We start from the raw sequence: 17,026 nt of genomic DNA on the forward strand, positions 1-17,026 counted from the left end.
TCCATTTAAAAATCATTATAAATATAGTTGCCAGTATTCGCGGTATGGAAGCCGTACATCAAGAACAAGGTAATAAGGATTGCTAGATAAAAACAAGTATGTAAAGCAAAACGGACATAATTGTTCGTATAAAGCTGTTTGAGCTTATTCATCTTCTCTCTCCCTTTTATTCAAATTTATAGCCGGTTCCAATAACAGTCCGGATATGATGTGATTCACAGCTTAATTTAGCTCTCAGCTTTTTTATATGTGTATCAACAACTCGATTATCACCATCGAAGTCCAACCCCCATACGTGATTCAAAATTGTTTCGCGTGAAAGGACATTATTTTTATGATGAAGCAGAAACACCAATAATTCATATTCTTTTGGCGTCAAATCGACTTGTTGACCCTCAAGCTGAAGCTGATGGGACTTCGTATTAACAATTGCTTTCCCGAAGCTGATCATATGACCGGTCGGCATGTATTGTTCGGTTGCCCGTTTCATTAAAGAATTAGCACGTGCTACTAACACTCTTGGGCTGAATGGCTTGGTAACATAATCATCGGCTCCAAGTTCAAACCCTTGAATTTTATCATCGTCACTGGATTTTGCTGTCAACAGGATAATTGGTACACCAGACCTCATTCGAACCTGCTTTGTGACAGCAAATCCATCCATTTGCGGCATCATGATATCGAGAATGACTAAATCTGGATAAATGGCATCAAACCAGTCGATTGCACTGCGGCCATTATCCGTTTCATACACTTCCCAGCCGTCCTTTTTGAAATAATCGGCTACAACTTCTCGGATTCTCACTTCATCCTCGACAAGCAATACTTTCTTCCCCATCGTGAATCTTCCTTCCAATCTTTCAATATATTAACAAAGTTATATGTCTTTCATGTGTCCTAATAAGCAATTAGTCCCATTAATTGAAACGAACATAGAAACGCACACCATCAGGTATGTTTTCCGCTCCGTAATGAAATGCATGAAGATCAAGAATTTGCTGGACAATGGCCAATCCTAATCCTGTACCACCTGTCATTCTGCTCCGAGAAGATTCGGTCCGATAGAAACGTTTCCAGATCTTTTCTATCTGCTCTTCTGGTATTTGTGCGCCTTTGTTTTCAATTTTGAACACACTGCCTCCGTTTTCCTGATCCAATTCGATTCGAATCGCAATGACAGAATCGGGCTTACTGTGCCTGATCGCATTAACTAGAAGATTTTTCATTACTCGTTCCATCCACTCATAATCCGCCAAAATATGCTGTTCATTCTTCGGCATGATTTCAATGACGACATTTTTCTCTTTTGCTATACAGAATAGTTTATCTGCCAAATCCTCTATCATTTCACTAAGGAGAAAAGATGTTTTTCTTAATTTAATTGCACCGTTCTCCAGCTTAGCCAAATCAAGCATATCTTTTATCAGGACTTCCATCTTTTCTGACTCCTCAATGATCACTTCTATATAGTGGTCATGCTTATCCGGACTGACCCCATCCTGAAGCCCCTCAGCGAAGCTTTTGACTATGCTAAGCGGTGTCTTCAATTCATGTGATGCATGCTCGAAAAACTCGCGCTGCTCCTTTTCCATCTGCACACGTTTTTCCATATCCTGCTTTAGCTTCCCATTCGCTTGTTTCAATTCATTTAAGGCAACATCTAGATTTTGCGCCATAACAAGCATATTGTTTGAAAGGCTCCCTAGCTCATCCTTCTGCTTAATTGGCTTCGCCGATGAGAAGTCTAGGTGCACCATTTTTTTTGCCATTTCATTCAGCTTAATCAGAGGTCTGCTAACAAGGCGGGAGAAGAATAACGACAGCAAAAGGATGAGAATGAAGCCTGCGATTCCGATATATACATAAAATATTTGAAGTGCTTCATTCGTATCTCTGATTTCCTGAAGAGATGTGACAGAGAACATATATTGCATTTCCCCGTCTTTCTTAAACGGCTCAATTAGTACTAAATTATGTTTTCCACTCCATGATTCCACCCAGTCCAGCTGCAGACTTTCCCCTTTGGAAAGCTGCTTTATCTGCGCCTCCTTAAGCGGGAACCATTCTAGCAGCGCATCATAGAGGATCCCTAGTCCTCTATTTATCATCCCAGCCTTAGGTAGCGAAATGCTTTTTACTTTCCCTTCGATTGTCACATCATTCTCGACTGGATCTTCACCGACACTAAACTCATTCTTCGTAATAACTGATGGATAAATGACCGAAGGAACCGTAGCATCTGTTTCTCCTTGCACAATCAATGTATCTCCCTTTGTAATATTCAATGCTCGCAACTGTTTTCCGTAATTTGTGACAAGTAAGGAAAGTGGTACTTCTACAACCTTGCCATCTCCTGTTTCCAGCATGATGTTAAACGGATCCTTTACCAACTGAAAACCCTCTGCGTCTACAATCGTCAACGGGCTTTTGGTCTTCCTCATGTAAGAAAGTGTCTGTCTTGTCAATTCCTCTTCGCTCCAGGAATTGTTCTCATAACCCTCTGCTAATTGATGTATGTGCTTTGCTGCTTCCTTTGTTTTATGATGCTGATAAAAACGATCAAAGAATAATAGCTGAAATATCATTATCATGGCGTAAAACACCAAAAAGAATAAAGCTGTTACAGCGAATAATTTAACGGTGATGCCGCGTTTTCTCATGTTATACTCCTTTATTTCATACGACAGTTTATTAATAACTTAAGCTACGGGTATGTTTTTTGTGTGTCCATATACAGCCCTCCATATCGTAAACATTTTTTCAAAGTTGTGAAACCTTTTTTGTACCTAGGCATACCAAAAAGGAGGGGCAAAGCTAATCAGTATATGATTATACTTAAAAGACAATGTGCAATACTTTAGTGATATATCAGTTGATCGCATTGGAAAACAACCGCAGAAAAATAGACCAACTTGTTGACTATATTTGATGCACCATATCGTAAATATTTTTCCCTTTCCGATATATCCTTGCAAGAACATCTGTTAAACTATTGTCGCAAACCTATTGCCTCGATAAAAACAATCTGCAAGAAACCTTGAGTCCGCTAAATTTCCTGTTTATCAAAAGGACTCTTACACGACAAAAAAATTTTGTTGTTTGAAAAAGTTAAGTTAGTATGGAATAATTCAAACAAGGGGAAGATTGAACCACTCGCCACTTAGCACCATTACTAGTTATTTGAAGTGATCGATTACTATGAACACCTGCCTATCTTCCAATTATTAACTATGCAACAAGTTGATAATATGCAAAGCTTGCTACCGATTTCAGCAAAGCTAATTCTTGTTGAGCAGTTCAAGCTGCTTTTTTTTTGGACAGAGACGAAACTTATACGCTTTAAAGATAAGATGAAGTTTACTCACAATCGATATTTTCCCTTAAATAAACTATGTCCGGTTCTTTTTTATTAAATATGGACAAAATATCTATTGCAATCAAAAGTAAAAAAGGGTATTATTCTGAGATAATTTATGTAAGCAGTCTCAAATTATTGAATTTATCAGGAGGTTCCATGTGCAATACGTTATTTCTATTTTAGGTATTCTCGTTGTATTGTTTTTAGCTTGGTTGGCAAGTTCCAATCGTAAAGAAATAAAATTCATACCAATTATTACGATGATTATCATTCAAATTCTTTTATCCTTGTTACTGTTAAATACAGAATTTGGCTTAATCATCATCAAGGGAATTGCTGCTGTTTTTAACAAGCTTCTCGAATATGCAAGCGAAGGAATTACTTTCGTGTTTGGCGGCATAGCGAACGAGGGAGAGGCTCCATTCTTTTTAACGGTATTGCTTCCAATTGTATTTATTTCTGCATTAATTGGTATTCTACAGCATCTGAAAATCCTACCATTCCTTATGAAGGGAATTGGGTTGTTATTAAGTAAAGTGAACGGGATGGGGAAACTTGAATCATATAATGCAGTTGCCTCATTGATGGTCGGACAGTCAGAGGTTTTTATCACATTAAAAAAACAACTCGGCCTGCTTTCGAACCAGCGTTTGTATACTTTATGTGCTTCGGCAATGTCAACTGTATCAATGTCCATAGTTGGTGCATATATGACAATGCTGGAACCAAAATATATTGTCACAGCTTTAGTTTTAAATTTATTTGGCGGTTTTATCATAGCTACAATTATTAATCCGTACAAAGTCGACCCAAGTGAAGATATATTAGAAATACAGGCAGAAAAGCAATCGTTTTTTGAAATGCTCGGTGAGTATATCCTTGATGGTTTTAAGGTGGCAATTATCGTCGGGGCGATGTTAATTGGGTTCATTGCATTAATGGCGGGATTCAATCATGTGTTTGAGTTATTATTTAATGTTTCTTTCCAAACGATTTTAGGTTATCTATTCGCTCCAATTGCTTTCATTATGGGAATACCTTTCTCGGAAGCAGTTAGTGCCGGATCAATTATGGCGACTAAACTATTGACCAATGAATTTGTGGCGATGTTGGATTTATCCGGAGGCAATTATCACTTTAGTGAACGAACAATGGGAATTCTTTCTGTATTCCTAGTTTCCTTCGCCAACTTCTCATCTATTGGCATTATTGTTGGGGCTGTTAAAAGTCTGAATGAAAAGCAAGGAAATGCCGTCGCGCGTTTTGGATTGAAACTGTTATATGGCGCCACACTTGTAAGCATACTTTCAGGTATCATCGTTAGTTTTGTTTTATAGTACAAGCTTGGTAACTAATATAAGAAAAACCACTAAAAAAACGTTATGAATTAACGTTCTTAGTGGTTTTTTTCATATACCTCACTTATTTATGATACGGTTCACCCCGATTAATCCGATAAGCCCGATACACCTGCTCTAATAATATAAGCCGCATTAGTTGGTGTGGGAAGGTCATTTTTGAGAAGGATAGTGTATCGTTGGCGCGGTTCATGACTTGTTTGCTAAGGCCTAGTGAACCGCCAATGATGAAGGCTATTTTACTTTTTCCGTATGTAGCGAGCTGGTCAAGGTCTTTGGCAAGCTGTTCGGAGGATTTCATCTTTCCTTCGATTGCAAGGGCTATAACGTGTGTGTCGTCGTTTATCTTTGCTAATATTCTTTCTCCCTCTTTATCCTTTACCTGCTCCATTTCAATTTCGCTAAGATTTTCTGGTGCTTTTTCATCTGGTAATTCAATAACGTCTACCTTTGCGTATGTTGAAAGTCTTTTTAAATATTCATCGATACCAAGCTTTAAATATTTTTCTTTTAGCTTGCCTATCGTTATGATTGAAATATTCATATTTGTTCCCCATTTCCACCATCAAAAGTTATCCACATTTAGCTTCGTTTTATCCACACCATCCACCGAATATTAGTTCCCTACTATATATACTGCTGGGTTTGTACACAAATCACAACTTGTGGATAACTTTCTTGAATTATCTAATTTTTCAATCTCCGGTGCTAACTCTTTTTCGTCTACATACATATCAATTGCTAATTCTATATGTTCTTCACAGCTATACATGCTTAACTCCTCCTTATCCACATGTGGATGTTCATTATTTAGTTTTACCATTTTTTCTGTTTATCCACAAACCATATATTTCTTTTCATTTATCCACAAAGAAAGCTTGAGGCCGATGACGAGCGCTTTTCTACATTTATTAAATTTCGTAATTTACTAAACGCAAAAAAAAAAGAGGCTAACCTTTAGCCTCCAATCGAATGTTGCTCTCCTAATTTCATTTCTCCTGTCATCTTCTTACCTTCCCGATAAAAGGTAAATTTGACTGTATCACCAATTTTTTGCTCATATAATACTTTTCTTAACTCAATAATATCTTTAATTTCTTTACCAGCAAATTCTGTAATCACATCAAGCTCCTGCAATCCAGCTTGACCTGCTGGGGAAATTGGATCAACACTCATAACGACGATTCCTGCCTCTACCTCTTTCGGAAGCTTTAATGTTTGTTCCACATGGTAACTAGAAACTTCATTTAATGATCTCATCCCAATTCCCATATACGGACGTCTTACTTCACTGTACTTCTCTAAATCACTAATAATCGGTATTGCGTGATTAGACGGAATAGATAAGCCAATCCCTTCAACAGCAGCTTCAGCGATTTTCATTGAATTGATCCCAATTACTTGGCCATCCATATTAATCAACGCCCCGCCACTGTTACCAGGGTTTATTGCAGCATCTGTTTGTAAAACCTCTGCATTCCAATCTACTTGGCCATCACCGTTTTCATCAATTGGTATTGCTCTCTCTGTTCCTGAAATAATACCTTGTGTTACAGATCCTGAAAATTGTAACCCTAATGGATTTCCTATTGCGATGACAGGCTCACCTGGTTTTACTTTATCTGAATTACCAAACTCAGCAACCTTCGTTATCTGTTCACTGCTAACACGTAATACTGCTAAGTCTGTTAACTCATCACTACCTAATAATTCAGCAGGAATTCTAGTTCCATCACTTAAGCTAATTTCAATTTCTGAGGCGCCTGCAATAACATGGTGGTTCGTTACAATAAAGGCATTTTTACCTTCCTTTTTATAAATGACACCTGATCCGGTTCCAGCCTCACCTGTCTCGTTCCAGAAGCCCGCTTCTTGTAGATTTACGACACCTACAACTGCATCTGATACCTCGTCAACAATACCAGTAATTGCGGAATTTACCTCAACTGAGACATTTTTAACAGGACCTGTTGTCGTTTCACCCGTATCTTCCTGTTCGTCTTCACCTGTTATATCCATTTTATAGGGAAGAAAATCTAAATTTGATAAAGTGGGAATGGCAACAATGACGAGCAATCCTCCAAGTATTGCACCAACTAATCCTGCTAAAAACCATCCCCCGCGATTTCCCTTTTGTTTTTTAGGTTGATACTCTTCATAATCCTGATCATAATAGCCCATAACAGTCACTTCCTTTTGCTCTAGTTATGAATAGTCCTAATCACCATTATTCACTTGATCGCAAAAAATTATCCAAAACAATGCCTCTATGATAGGTGAATAAATGGATTATATGTAATGAAAATGATAAAATTCCATAGAAAATCTAATATGTATTAGGGATGAAATGATAAATGGAGTACTTAAGGTTCCTCATGAAATGACACTCATTACCTAGCATTTCATGAGTTTTCCCTACAGTATATTTTTCTCGTTGTTAAATTGCTACAAGTGGTGTCGGGGTTGTTGGATCTGTATCGTATAGCTCAAATTGCTCACCAGTTATAAAGCCCTTACTTGCTAAGGTTTGTTGGACGGACATTCGAGCTAAATCCTTCATATTATTATCCTTACTTAAGTGAGCTAAATAGATTCGTTTTGTCGCATCGCCAATACAATCAGACATGGCAATTGCTGCATCCTCATTTGAGACGTGACCTACATCGCTTAATATGCGTCGCTTTATGCTCCAAGGATAGTGACCCATTTGGAGCATTGAAACGTCATGATTGCTTTCAAAAACAAACGCATCTGCATTATGAATGGTGCCCTTCATCCTATCGCTAACATAACCTGTATCAGTAATTAATGCTAGTTTTTTCCCTTGATGATGAAAGACAAAAAACATCGGTTCTGCTGCATCATGTGAAACTCCAAATGATTCAATATCCAATGATCCAAATGTTTTAACTGAGCCTGTCTGAAAAATGAATTTTTGCCCTGTTTCAATTTTTCCAATTAACCCATCCATCGCATTCCATGTTTTTTCATTTGCGTAAATTGGTAGCTTATATTTCCTAGCAAGTACTCCTAATCCTTTAATATGATCACTATGCTCATGTGTAACTAGAATTCCTGATAGTTTACTAATATCTTTTCCAATTTGCTCAAATAATTGTTGCATTTGCTTACCACTCAATCCTGCATCAACTAAAAAGGATTGATTTTCTGTTTCTACAAAAATAGCATTCCCCGTACTCCCGCTTGCAAGTACACTAAATTGCAAGCCCATATTATTCACTCCTAATCGATTTTTCTGCTGATTGTAATACTTCTCCCGCTAACGCGTTCACATAATAGTCTTTTCTCTCACCTTGGTCCGTTTCTACAATAAGATGCCAAGTTGGAGCTAAAATTTGCTGATTTGATAAAGGAATATTTGTGTAATATCCATAATCTACTTCAACAATTTTGCTATTCATCTGCAATAGATTTTTTGTATAAAGGACACCAATAGCTTCTAGTGGTGATACAGTAACTTCCTTCTCTTGTACTTCTTTTATATCCTCTAGCATAGATTGATTATACGAAACGATCTCATTTTTTTCATTCAAATTTAATATGACCATTGCAATATGTTCATCTAGCTCTTGAAATATTTTGTTGTCCTTATATTCCTGAATATAAATCATTGTATTTGATTTTTCATCTGAATACCAGTAATGATATAACTCACCGTACAATACATTATTTTTCACAAATTGATCCGCCTTGACCTCAGCATTAACATCAGGTAATGGAAATGGTTTGTCTAAATCCATATATAGTGTTGTAATGGAGCTTTCACCTATTGTGCTTCTTTGGCTTTGATCCTTAAGCTTAGCTATTTCTTCGGCTGTAAACTCCTTACTTTTAGCCGTAATATAAAACCCCTTTTCCTGAGATTCTGGAAGCTTTGAATAAGTAATTCCGGCTAGTTGCAAATCCTCTTCTGTCGTTGTTTCAACCATTGGCTCTACAATAGAGTCGCTCCGCATTTCATAAAAGGAGTAGGCTAAATAAAGATCTAATATGAGAAAAGCTAAAATAAAAATGGTTTTCGTTTTACTCCATTCCATTTGCATTTCCTCCAGATTGTACGATTTCGTCTTTAAATGTCTTTAATTTACCATTGTTCATTTCAATACACCATACTGGAGTAACGTTTACAATACCTTGGTTTTCTACATTTTCTAGTTGATAGGCAATATAGATATTACTTATATCTTCTTTGTCTATATCATTATTAGCTTTTAAGAGCTCTTCTACTTTTTTTCCTGACATTAACATAATTTCATTATTACTATTAATTTCAAAATCGATCCGGTATGAAGGTCTTTCATATGAAGCAGCTTCATTTTGACCCCATTTTTGAATGATCATCGTTTGAGGATACTCATCAAAAGGTATTACAGGGATTGAATGAATCTGCATAATATACGATATTTTATTTTCCTTATCATCTATATCAAATAACATATATTCATCTGTCCAACCGCCATGTTGATTTAAAAATTTAATACTTTGATCAACTAATGTGCTGGCTTCAAGAGGAACTGAATCATCAACAGCTGGATTTACATAATAAACTCTATGCTGTTCTGGATATATATCCAACAAACTAATAGCGTCCGTATAACTATTTTTACTAGTAATCGAGTCCTGTTTGATAACAGAACTATTGCTGAACAAAGCGTCTCTAAACCTTGAACCTGCTATCTCTTCTACTTTATATTGATGCTTCACCATTTTGGGTTCATTAACAGGTAAAAAGATTTCCTTTCCTTCACTTATATTGAAGGAATAATATTTTTCTAAATTATTTCTATCATTAAAAAGTTGCTTCACTTTCTGAGTAGCCTCACTATTGTTGTTTACAGATGATTCAACATACCTCATTTTATCATATGAAACAAAATAGACACTTTGAATACCACCGGTTTCACCGGCTTTTAAATAAATTCTGTCAAACTGAACATTCTCGGTATCTGCATCCCATTCTAACATCGTCTGGAATGTCTTCATTGGTATTTCATTTAAAAATCTTAACTCGATACTATTCTTTTGAATTTCCTTCAAATTTTCACCACTAGAAAAGGTTTCAACTCCACTTTCTAAATCACTATACTCCCAACTCTGCATTTTCATCCACAAATCATTTGAATGGCTAGCATCCATTGTGCTAAAGTGATTTTCACCATCATGAATAAATAATTGTTGTGGTTTTATAACTTCATAATATTTTTTTATTGTATTGGTTATCGGCATAACTTCATATACATCAGTTTCCTTCTTAGCATCAAATAATGTAGGTTGATATGTCCACATATTCCAGGTTAGTAGCAAACTGATGATAATTAACGCGGTCAAGATGGCACTTTTTACTGATTCCTTTTTCATTCCCACTCATCCTCTTGTTCCGGGTTATACGGTAAAGTAAAGTAAACTGTTGTTCCATGCCCTTCCTTACTTTTCGCCCAAATATCTCCTCCGTGAGCATAGACCATTTCCTTCGCAATCGCTAATCCTAAACCTGTACCACCTAATTTACGAGATCTTGCTTTATCCACCCGATAAAACCGGTCAAAAATCTTATTTTCACTACCTTTTGGTATTCCAACACCTTGATCTCTAATATAGATTTGTAGCTCTGTTGGTAGTACATCTATTGAGAACGTAATTTGTCCTCCTTCTGGAGAATACTTTAATGCATTCGAAATAATATTATCGAGAACTTGAGTAATCTTATCTGTATCAATATCAACAAACAAAGCCTCATTAGGAATTTTCCTTACAAAGTCTACATGCTGTGCCTTTGTCATTTCAAATCGATCAATTATTTTATTGAAAAAGTCACTGAAATTTACCAAATCTTTATTTAAACGATAGTCTGTCCGATCAAGCTTAGATAGCTGTAAAAGATCATTAACGAGACGAATCATTCGTTCTGTTTCAGTTTGAGTTACACTTAAAAATTGTGGAGCAATTTCCTCATCTTTCCATGCTCCATCAGCTAACGCCTCTAAATAACTTCGCATTGTTGTCAGAGGTGTACGTAACTCATGGGAAACATTCGCAACAAATTCCCTTCTCTCCTGCTCAATTTTTTCCTGCTCGGTTATGTCATATAAAACAACAATTACCCCATCAATTGCTCCCGATTCCTTCTGTATGGCGGAAAAGCTCGCTCGGAGAATGTAAGAGCGCTCCTTAGTATCTGTTTCTATAATAAGTGATTCTTGCTCATCAAGCATGCTTTCAAAACCATTATGATCCTCTAAACCTAATAATTCCGTAATATGGATATCTTTGATCGTTCCACGTGAAACATTTAACATTTCAAGTGCAGGATTATTGATTAAAATAACCTTCCCTGTGCGATTTGTCGCAATAACCCCATCTGTCATATGTGCAATAACAGATGCAAGTTTTTTCCTTTCACCCTCGGTTGTAGCCTGTGCATCCTCCAGCTTCTCAGTTAAATAATTAAACGTATACGCAAGCTGTCCAATTTCATCTTCTCCATACACCTTAACTTTGCGGGAATAATTACCATTCGCTAACTCAATTGCCTGTTTTCTCATATCAGTCATCGGTCTAGTTATCGTTCTAGCTAAAAATATTCCTAATGCAGCAGTAATAAACAAGGAAAGGCCAGTTCCAGTCGCAAAGATTTTATTAATAATCTTCATCTGAGAATAAACTTCTTCCATAGATGCAACAATATATACGGCACCACCATTAGATTCACTATTCGTGCTCTCCGAATTGATTGGAAATGCCATTTCAATGACTCGCTGATTATCATTATCCAGTCTAAGCTTATCGCCTATTAACGGATTTCCGAAAACAAGTGCTCTCTGTACTAACGCCTCTTTCGTCTTCTTATCAACAATATCTTTATCAGCCTTTGAAGTTGCGATCACAGTTTGTGTCTCATCGATAACTCGGACTTCATTTACCTCACCTGTCTCAGCAAAGTCATTTATAATCGAGTCAATTTCAGTACCCGAGACTCCCTCATCTTCATATTCTTTAGTGCTCATTTCCTGCCCAATATTATAAACTAGTAAGCTAACTCGCTTTGACATCGAATCAATAAAATTAGTTTTTAACGAGCTTTCCAATTCCCTAATAAAATAAACTCCTATTATTTGCATGGCGATCATAATAAGTAAGACGTAAACTAATACAAACTTAAAATGAATCGAGTGGAAAAAACCAACCTTCTTCATATCTCTACTCCTCAGAGTTACGTAAGTAATAACCAACCCCACGTCTTGTTACAATCCATGTTGGGTGACTAGGGTTATCCTCTATTTTCTCTCGTAGACGTCTCACTGTAACATCAACCGTACGAACATCACCGAAATAATCATATCCCCACACTGTCTGTAAAAGATGTTCCCTTGTCATAACTTGTCCGATATGTTGTGCTAAGTAATGCAATAGTTCAAATTCGCGATGAGTTAATTCAATCGTTTCACCCCGTTTTGATACAACATATGCATCAGGGTGAATCACAAGTGAACCAATACTGATTTCATTAGTTGAAGCTTTCGTTTCATTACTATCATTCGCTTGCTGTCTTCTTAAATTAGCTTTTACTCGTGCAAGCAACTCTCGTGTGCTAAATGGCTTTGTAACATAATCATCTGCACCTAATTCAAGACCTAACACCTTATCAATTTCTGAATCCTTTGCAGTTAACATAATGATTGGCATATCGTATTTTTTCCTTATTTCACGACATACCTCCATTCCATCACGGTTCGGTAGCATAATATCTAATAAAAGAAGATCAGGCTTAATCTCCTCAACCATTTCCAATGCTTGATTTCCATCATATGCGCAATAAACGTTATATCCTTCTTTCTTTAGATTAAACTCTAAAATATCTGCGATTGGCTTTTCATCATCAACAACTAAAATTTTCTTATCCATTGTTTTCGCCCCTTTATCTCCGACTGTTCTATATGTTTAATGTACCATTTTCACAATTGATATTCATCTCTTTTACAAATATTAACGGTTATCTATCAAAAAAGTGATTGTTAAAATTGGATGCTTTTAGTATAAATCTACTCTGCAAAGTATTTCATAATAGCAAAGAGGTCTGACTCCTACAAAATGTCAGACCTCTAATCTTAATTTAAATAGTCCATCGGGTTTTTCAATGCACCATTTTCATAAACTTCAAAGTGAAGATGAGTTCCAGTTGAATTCCCTGTATTCCCCATGACACCTAATTTTTGACCTTGGGAAACAACCTGACCAGCAGATACTGCAATTGAATCTAAATGTGCATAGACTGTTTGCAATCCATTATTATGGTCAATGACAACCTTATTTCCATAACCACCGCTATACCCCGCCGATACGACCTTACCGTTGTCTGCAGCCTTAATTGTCAAATCGCTAGGTCTTGCAATATCAATACCTTTATGGAGCTTTCCCCATCTCTGTCCTAATCCGCTAGAAACATAACCTCCATTTGCAGGCCATTTTAGCGTTCCTGTACCTCTTGATGGTATAACCTTTGTACCCTTAACGATAATTTCTTTTACAGGCTCTTTAACAGATTGTTCGCTTGTGATCTCTCGTTTAACTTCAGTACCATTTTCTTTATAGATTAAGTAGTTTACTAGCTTCTCACCATTTTGGCCAACCTGAGTGATTTTCTGTTCACCCTTCGGCATTGTAGCGTCTTCTACCACTTCTGTTTCAAAAGATATTGTTTCCTTCTGCAAAGCTTCAATTTTCTCCGTCACATGAACAATTGGTGTTAACACTGTGACATTAAGAGTATCTCCCGGCTTGATTACTGAATCTTTATTTAATCCAGGATTTAACGTTAACAATTGCTCTAACGTTATTTGATGATCACTTGCGATACTACCTAATACGTCATCTTCCTGTACTTTATATATCTTTGTTTTCGGGATTCCTGTTTTTAATAAATTAATGCCTTGTTCAACAGTTAGGATTTTATCAGGTGAAACCTTTTTTACATCGAGTGATACATCTTCTGAAAACGTAACATTTAATGTTCGAGACTTTCCTTCCTGTAGTGAACTAGGTTGTATATTTGCTTGCTCTCTTATTTTAAGTTCCTCTAATACACTATTGGATACAAATGATCGCTTATAGGCATTTAACACAGCTTCTGCATCTGAGCGGCTATTAAAGTTTGCTATGACTTGATTATTAATGATTAATTCTGTCGATTCAACAACTACATCTAACTCTTTATCAAGCTTTTCTAATGTGCTTTCGTTATTAAAAACCGGTCGAAACATTTGTTCAGGAATAACTTCTATATTCTCAAGGGTTAAATTCAGGTTAGAATACTCCCTTTTACTTTCCTGTAATTTCTCATTCTTAAGCTTTTCTATTTGTTCTTTATTATTAACAGTACCGATATACTCTTCATTTACATAGATGTGATAAACGGTTGATAAAGAAGATTCTGCAGATACATTACCCGCTCCAATTGTAAAAGCTACTGCTAATGCAGCTCCTACTATAATTGGTTTTAAATACTTCTTCCTGGGTAATACATCTCCTTTATCACCTCGAGATTGTATAAACAATTGTATTTCCTCCTACTCTTTCATACAAGACACTTATTTAAGTTTCTTACATTTGAGAGTTAGTTCATAAATCGACAAATAATCTTATTTTCTTTAACTCTACTAATTTACCATAGAACCGAAACCGTTACCCGATAATCTGCCTATTTGTAATGGGATTGTATTATATCTAACATATTTTAGATTTATTTGTTATTAATTGTTAACCTCGTAATCTTTGAAAGGATTGTCTGAAGTTTAAGGGGCTGCTATCAAAAAACGCGGCAAAAAATAAAAAGCACGACCTAATCGATCATGCTTTTAGAGTGGCTCGGGACGGAATCGAACCGCCGACACATGGATTTTCAGTCCATTGCTCTACCAACTGAGCTACCGAGCCATATTTATAAAATGTAGTTTATTTCTAAAGTTCGTTTTACTTCTCACATACTAATTATTTATTACTTTGAATGTACTCTCTCTTTGACAACTAGTCCATCGCCCACATCTCAGAAGGACGATTCAAGATGCTGCTCGATGTGTGCGCTGATGTAACGCTTCGTAGCCTATTCGGGCGTGCTCTACCAACTGAGCTACCGAGCCATATTATAAAATGTAGTTTATTTCTAAAGTTCGTTTTACTTCTCACGTACTAATTATTTATTACTTACTTTGAATGTACTCACTCTTTGACAACTAGTCCATCGCCCACATCTCAGAAGGACGATTCAAGATGCTGCTCGATGTGTGCGCTCATGTAACGCTTCGTAGCCTATTCGGGCGTGCCCTACCAACTGAGCTACTGAGCCAGACCTTTGATTTAGTCGTTTATATGCACTTTAAAATGAATTATAGTATGTATTTATGGCGGTCCGGACGGGACTCGAACCCGCGACCTCCTGCGTGACAGGCAGGCATTCTAACCAACTGAACTACCGGACCAGACCTACTAATTTATTTTAAAGTGACCCGTACGGGATTCGAACCCGTGTTACCGCCGTGAAAGGGCGGTGTCTTAACCGCTTGACCAACGGGCCATTGTAACATGTTAATGAAAATGGTGAGCCATGAAGGACTCGAACCTTCGACCCTCTGATTAAAAGTCAGATGCTCTACCAACTGAGCTAATGGCTCATTTTTAAAAAATGAGTAGTATTATTTAATTTACCACTTGTCTCCGAACTGAGCTAATAGCTCAGTTTAAAAAATGAGTAGTAACTACTTTTCTATTGTTTTAACAGGACGTTTTCTATAATAACATAGGTATTCATAAAATAACAATATCTTTTTTATATTTTTTTTAATAGAAAAAGAGGCTGCCCTAGATATTAGGAAAAATCTTGTGACAACCTCTTTAGCTCACTCTGTTAATTAGCTATATACACTGCGGATGACATTTGTTTGCGTTCTGTCTGGTCCTACAGAGAAGATTGATAATGGAATTCCTGTTAATTGTGAAATACGTTCAACATAGTGTCTAGCGTTTTCTGGAAGTTCATTTAAGCTTTTAACATTTGTAATATCCTCTGTCCAGCCTGGTAGCTCTTCATAAACTGGCTCACACTCTGAAAGTACTTTTAAGCTTGCAGGATATTCATTAATAATTTCACCCTTATGCTTATATGCTACACAAATCTTTAATGTTTCGATACCAGTTAAGACATCTACTGAGTTTAATGAAAGGTCTGTTAAGCCACTTACTCTTCTAGCATGGCGAACAACGACACTATCAAACCAACCGACACGACGTGGACGGCCTGTAGTTGTTCCATATTCACGACCTACTTCACGGATTTGGTCACCAATTTCATCCGTTAATTCTGTTGGGAATGGGCCATCGCCAACACGTGTTGTATATGCCTTTGATACACCTACAACATGGTTGATTTTTGTCGGTCCAACTCCAGAACCAATTGTTACTCCTCCTGCTACAGGATTAGAAGATGTAACAAATGGATATGTACCTTGGTCAATATCTAGCATAACGCCCTGTGCTCCTTCGAATAATACGCGACGTCCTTCATCTAACGCATCATTAAGCACAACTGATGTATCAACTACATATTGCTTAAATTGTTGTCCATATTCATAATATTCATCTAAAATTTCTTCTACAGTAAATCCTTCTACTTCATAAAACTTTTCTAAAAGACGGTTTTTCTCTTCTAATGCTCGAGTTAATTTCTCCTCAAATACATCCCGCTCAAGTAAATCGGAAATTCTGATTCCGACACGTGCTGCTTTGTCCATATATGCTGGACCAATTCCCTTTTTCGTCGTCCCGATTTTATTTGCACCTTTTCGTTCTTCCTCTACCTCATCTAACTTTAGGTGATAAGGTAAAATAACATGTGCGCGATTGCTAATTCGTAAATTATCTGTTGTAATGCCACGCTCATGTAAATAAGCTAATTCAGCTACAAGAGCTTTCGGATCAACAACCATACCATTACCGATGACACTAATTTTATCTTTATAAAAAATACCAGATGGAATTAAGTGAAGCTTATACGTTTCTCCACCAAATTTAATTGTATGACCTGCATTATTTCCACCTTGATAACGAGCTATTACTTCTGCATTTTCTGAAAGGAAGTCGGTAATTTTCCCTTTCCCTTCATCTCCCCATTGTGTACCTACTACTACTACTGAAGACATTCCGTGCACCTCCGTAATTTCGCACTATTCAAACATGTTTATTTTATCAATGAGCTTTGCGAAAGTCAATGAAAATACGAACATTTTAAATTAAGCTGTTG

At 36.6% G+C, this 17,026-nt stretch carries 14 protein-coding genes and 4 tRNA genes; 1 reads left to right on the forward strand and 17 read right to left on the reverse strand.

The window, feature by feature from the left end; translation table 11 throughout:
• Nucleotides 1-5: 5 nt before the first annotated feature.
• From ACTJJ9_RS13610 to ACTJJ9_RS13620, 3 genes are all read right to left on the reverse strand, one after another.
• Entirely contained in the window at nt 6-152 is a 147-nt protein-coding gene (locus ACTJJ9_RS13610) for a teichoic acid D-Ala incorporation-associated protein DltX (RefSeq protein WP_095301642.1), read from the reverse strand.
• 14 nt (nt 153-166) lie between these two features.
• On the reverse strand, nt 167-838 hold the full coding sequence (locus tag ACTJJ9_RS13615; protein WP_095301643.1) for a response regulator transcription factor: 672 nt from the start codon (nt 836-838) through the stop codon (nt 167-169).
• A gap of 79 nt (nt 839-917) precedes the next feature.
• On the reverse strand, nt 918-2,660 hold the full coding sequence (locus tag ACTJJ9_RS13620) for an ATP-binding protein (RefSeq protein ID WP_440768688.1): 1,743 nt from the start codon (nt 2,658-2,660) through the stop codon (nt 918-920).
• A gap of 856 nt (nt 2,661-3,516) precedes the next feature.
• Here ACTJJ9_RS13620 and ACTJJ9_RS13625 point away from each other — a divergent pair.
• Nucleotides 3,517-4,695, forward strand: a complete 1,179-nt coding sequence (locus tag ACTJJ9_RS13625; protein WP_145582736.1) for a nucleoside transporter C-terminal domain-containing protein — start codon at nt 3,517-3,519, stop codon at nt 4,693-4,695.
• Between the two features lie 85 nt (nt 4,696-4,780).
• Here the strand turns inward: ACTJJ9_RS13625 and rlmH are convergent, their stop codons facing one another.
• The 14 genes from rlmH to ACTJJ9_RS13695 form a co-directional block, all read right to left on the reverse strand.
• The gene (gene rlmH / locus ACTJJ9_RS13630) at nt 4,781-5,260 is read right to left on the reverse strand and encodes a 23S rRNA (pseudouridine(1915)-N(3))-methyltransferase RlmH (protein WP_095302066.1); all 480 of its coding nucleotides are present in this window, start codon (nt 5,258-5,260) and stop codon (nt 4,781-4,783) included.
• Between the two features lie 72 nt (nt 5,261-5,332).
• The gene (locus tag ACTJJ9_RS13635; protein ID WP_095302065.1) at nt 5,333-5,488 is read right to left on the reverse strand and encodes a CxxH/CxxC protein; all 156 of its coding nucleotides are present in this window, start codon (nt 5,486-5,488) and stop codon (nt 5,333-5,335) included.
• 185 nt (nt 5,489-5,673) lie between these two features.
• Nucleotides 5,674-6,897 (reverse strand): S1C family serine protease, encoded by a 1,224-nt coding sequence (locus tag ACTJJ9_RS13640; protein WP_145582737.1) that lies wholly within the window; start codon nt 6,895-6,897, stop codon nt 5,674-5,676.
• A gap of 256 nt (nt 6,898-7,153) precedes the next feature.
• Nucleotides 7,154-7,948 carry an MBL fold metallo-hydrolase gene (locus ACTJJ9_RS13645; protein ID WP_145582738.1) on the reverse strand — a complete coding sequence of 265 codons (795 nt, stop codon included), beginning with the start codon at nt 7,946-7,948 and terminating at the stop codon, nt 7,154-7,156.
• Between the two features lies 1 nt (nt 7,949).
• Nucleotides 7,950-8,774, reverse strand: coding sequence for a two-component system regulatory protein YycI (locus ACTJJ9_RS13650; RefSeq protein ID WP_174879130.1), 825 nt, complete (start codon nt 8,772-8,774; stop codon nt 7,950-7,952).
• The gene (locus tag ACTJJ9_RS13655; protein ID WP_095302061.1) at nt 8,761-10,095 is read right to left on the reverse strand and encodes a YycH family regulatory protein; all 1,335 of its coding nucleotides are present in this window, start codon (nt 10,093-10,095) and stop codon (nt 8,761-8,763) included. The genes ACTJJ9_RS13650 and ACTJJ9_RS13655 overlap by 14 nt, the downstream gene beginning before the upstream one ends.
• Nucleotides 10,092-11,930 carry a cell wall metabolism sensor histidine kinase WalK gene (gene walK / locus ACTJJ9_RS13660; protein WP_095302060.1) on the reverse strand — a complete coding sequence of 613 codons (1,839 nt, stop codon included), beginning with the start codon at nt 11,928-11,930 and terminating at the stop codon, nt 10,092-10,094. Before walK ends, ACTJJ9_RS13655 begins: the two co-directional genes overlap by 4 nt.
• Nucleotides 11,931-11,934: 4 nt before the next feature.
• Nucleotides 11,935-12,639: a response regulator YycF gene (gene yycF, locus ACTJJ9_RS13665; RefSeq protein ID WP_095302059.1), complete on the reverse strand. Its 705-nt coding sequence runs from the start codon at nt 12,637-12,639 to the stop codon at nt 11,935-11,937.
• Nucleotides 12,640-12,842: 203 nt separating this feature from the next.
• Entirely contained in the window at nt 12,843-14,288 is a 1,446-nt protein-coding gene (locus ACTJJ9_RS13670) for a peptidoglycan DD-metalloendopeptidase family protein (RefSeq protein WP_145582740.1), read from the reverse strand.
• A gap of 306 nt (nt 14,289-14,594) precedes the next feature.
• Nucleotides 14,595-14,667: transfer RNA gene (locus tag ACTJJ9_RS13675), tRNA-Phe, on the reverse strand.
• Between the two features lie 465 nt (nt 14,668-15,132).
• A tRNA-Asp gene (locus tag ACTJJ9_RS13680) sits at nt 15,133-15,209 on the reverse strand.
• A 23-nt stretch (nt 15,210-15,232) separates the two neighbouring features.
• A tRNA-Glu gene (locus ACTJJ9_RS13685) sits at nt 15,233-15,304 on the reverse strand.
• A gap of 21 nt (nt 15,305-15,325) precedes the next feature.
• A tRNA-Lys gene (locus ACTJJ9_RS13690) sits at nt 15,326-15,401 on the reverse strand.
• Nucleotides 15,402-15,638: 237 nt separating this feature from the next.
• Nucleotides 15,639-16,925 (reverse strand): adenylosuccinate synthase, encoded by a 1,287-nt coding sequence (locus ACTJJ9_RS13695; RefSeq protein ID WP_095302055.1) that lies wholly within the window; start codon nt 16,923-16,925, stop codon nt 15,639-15,641.
• Between the last annotated feature and the right edge of the window lie 101 nt (nt 16,926-17,026).

Origin of the sequence: Metabacillus sp. 22489 (genome assembly GCF_052044855.1) — a bacterium.
GTDB classification, from domain to species: Bacteria; Bacillota; Bacilli; order Bacillales; family Bacillaceae; genus Metabacillus; species Metabacillus niabensis.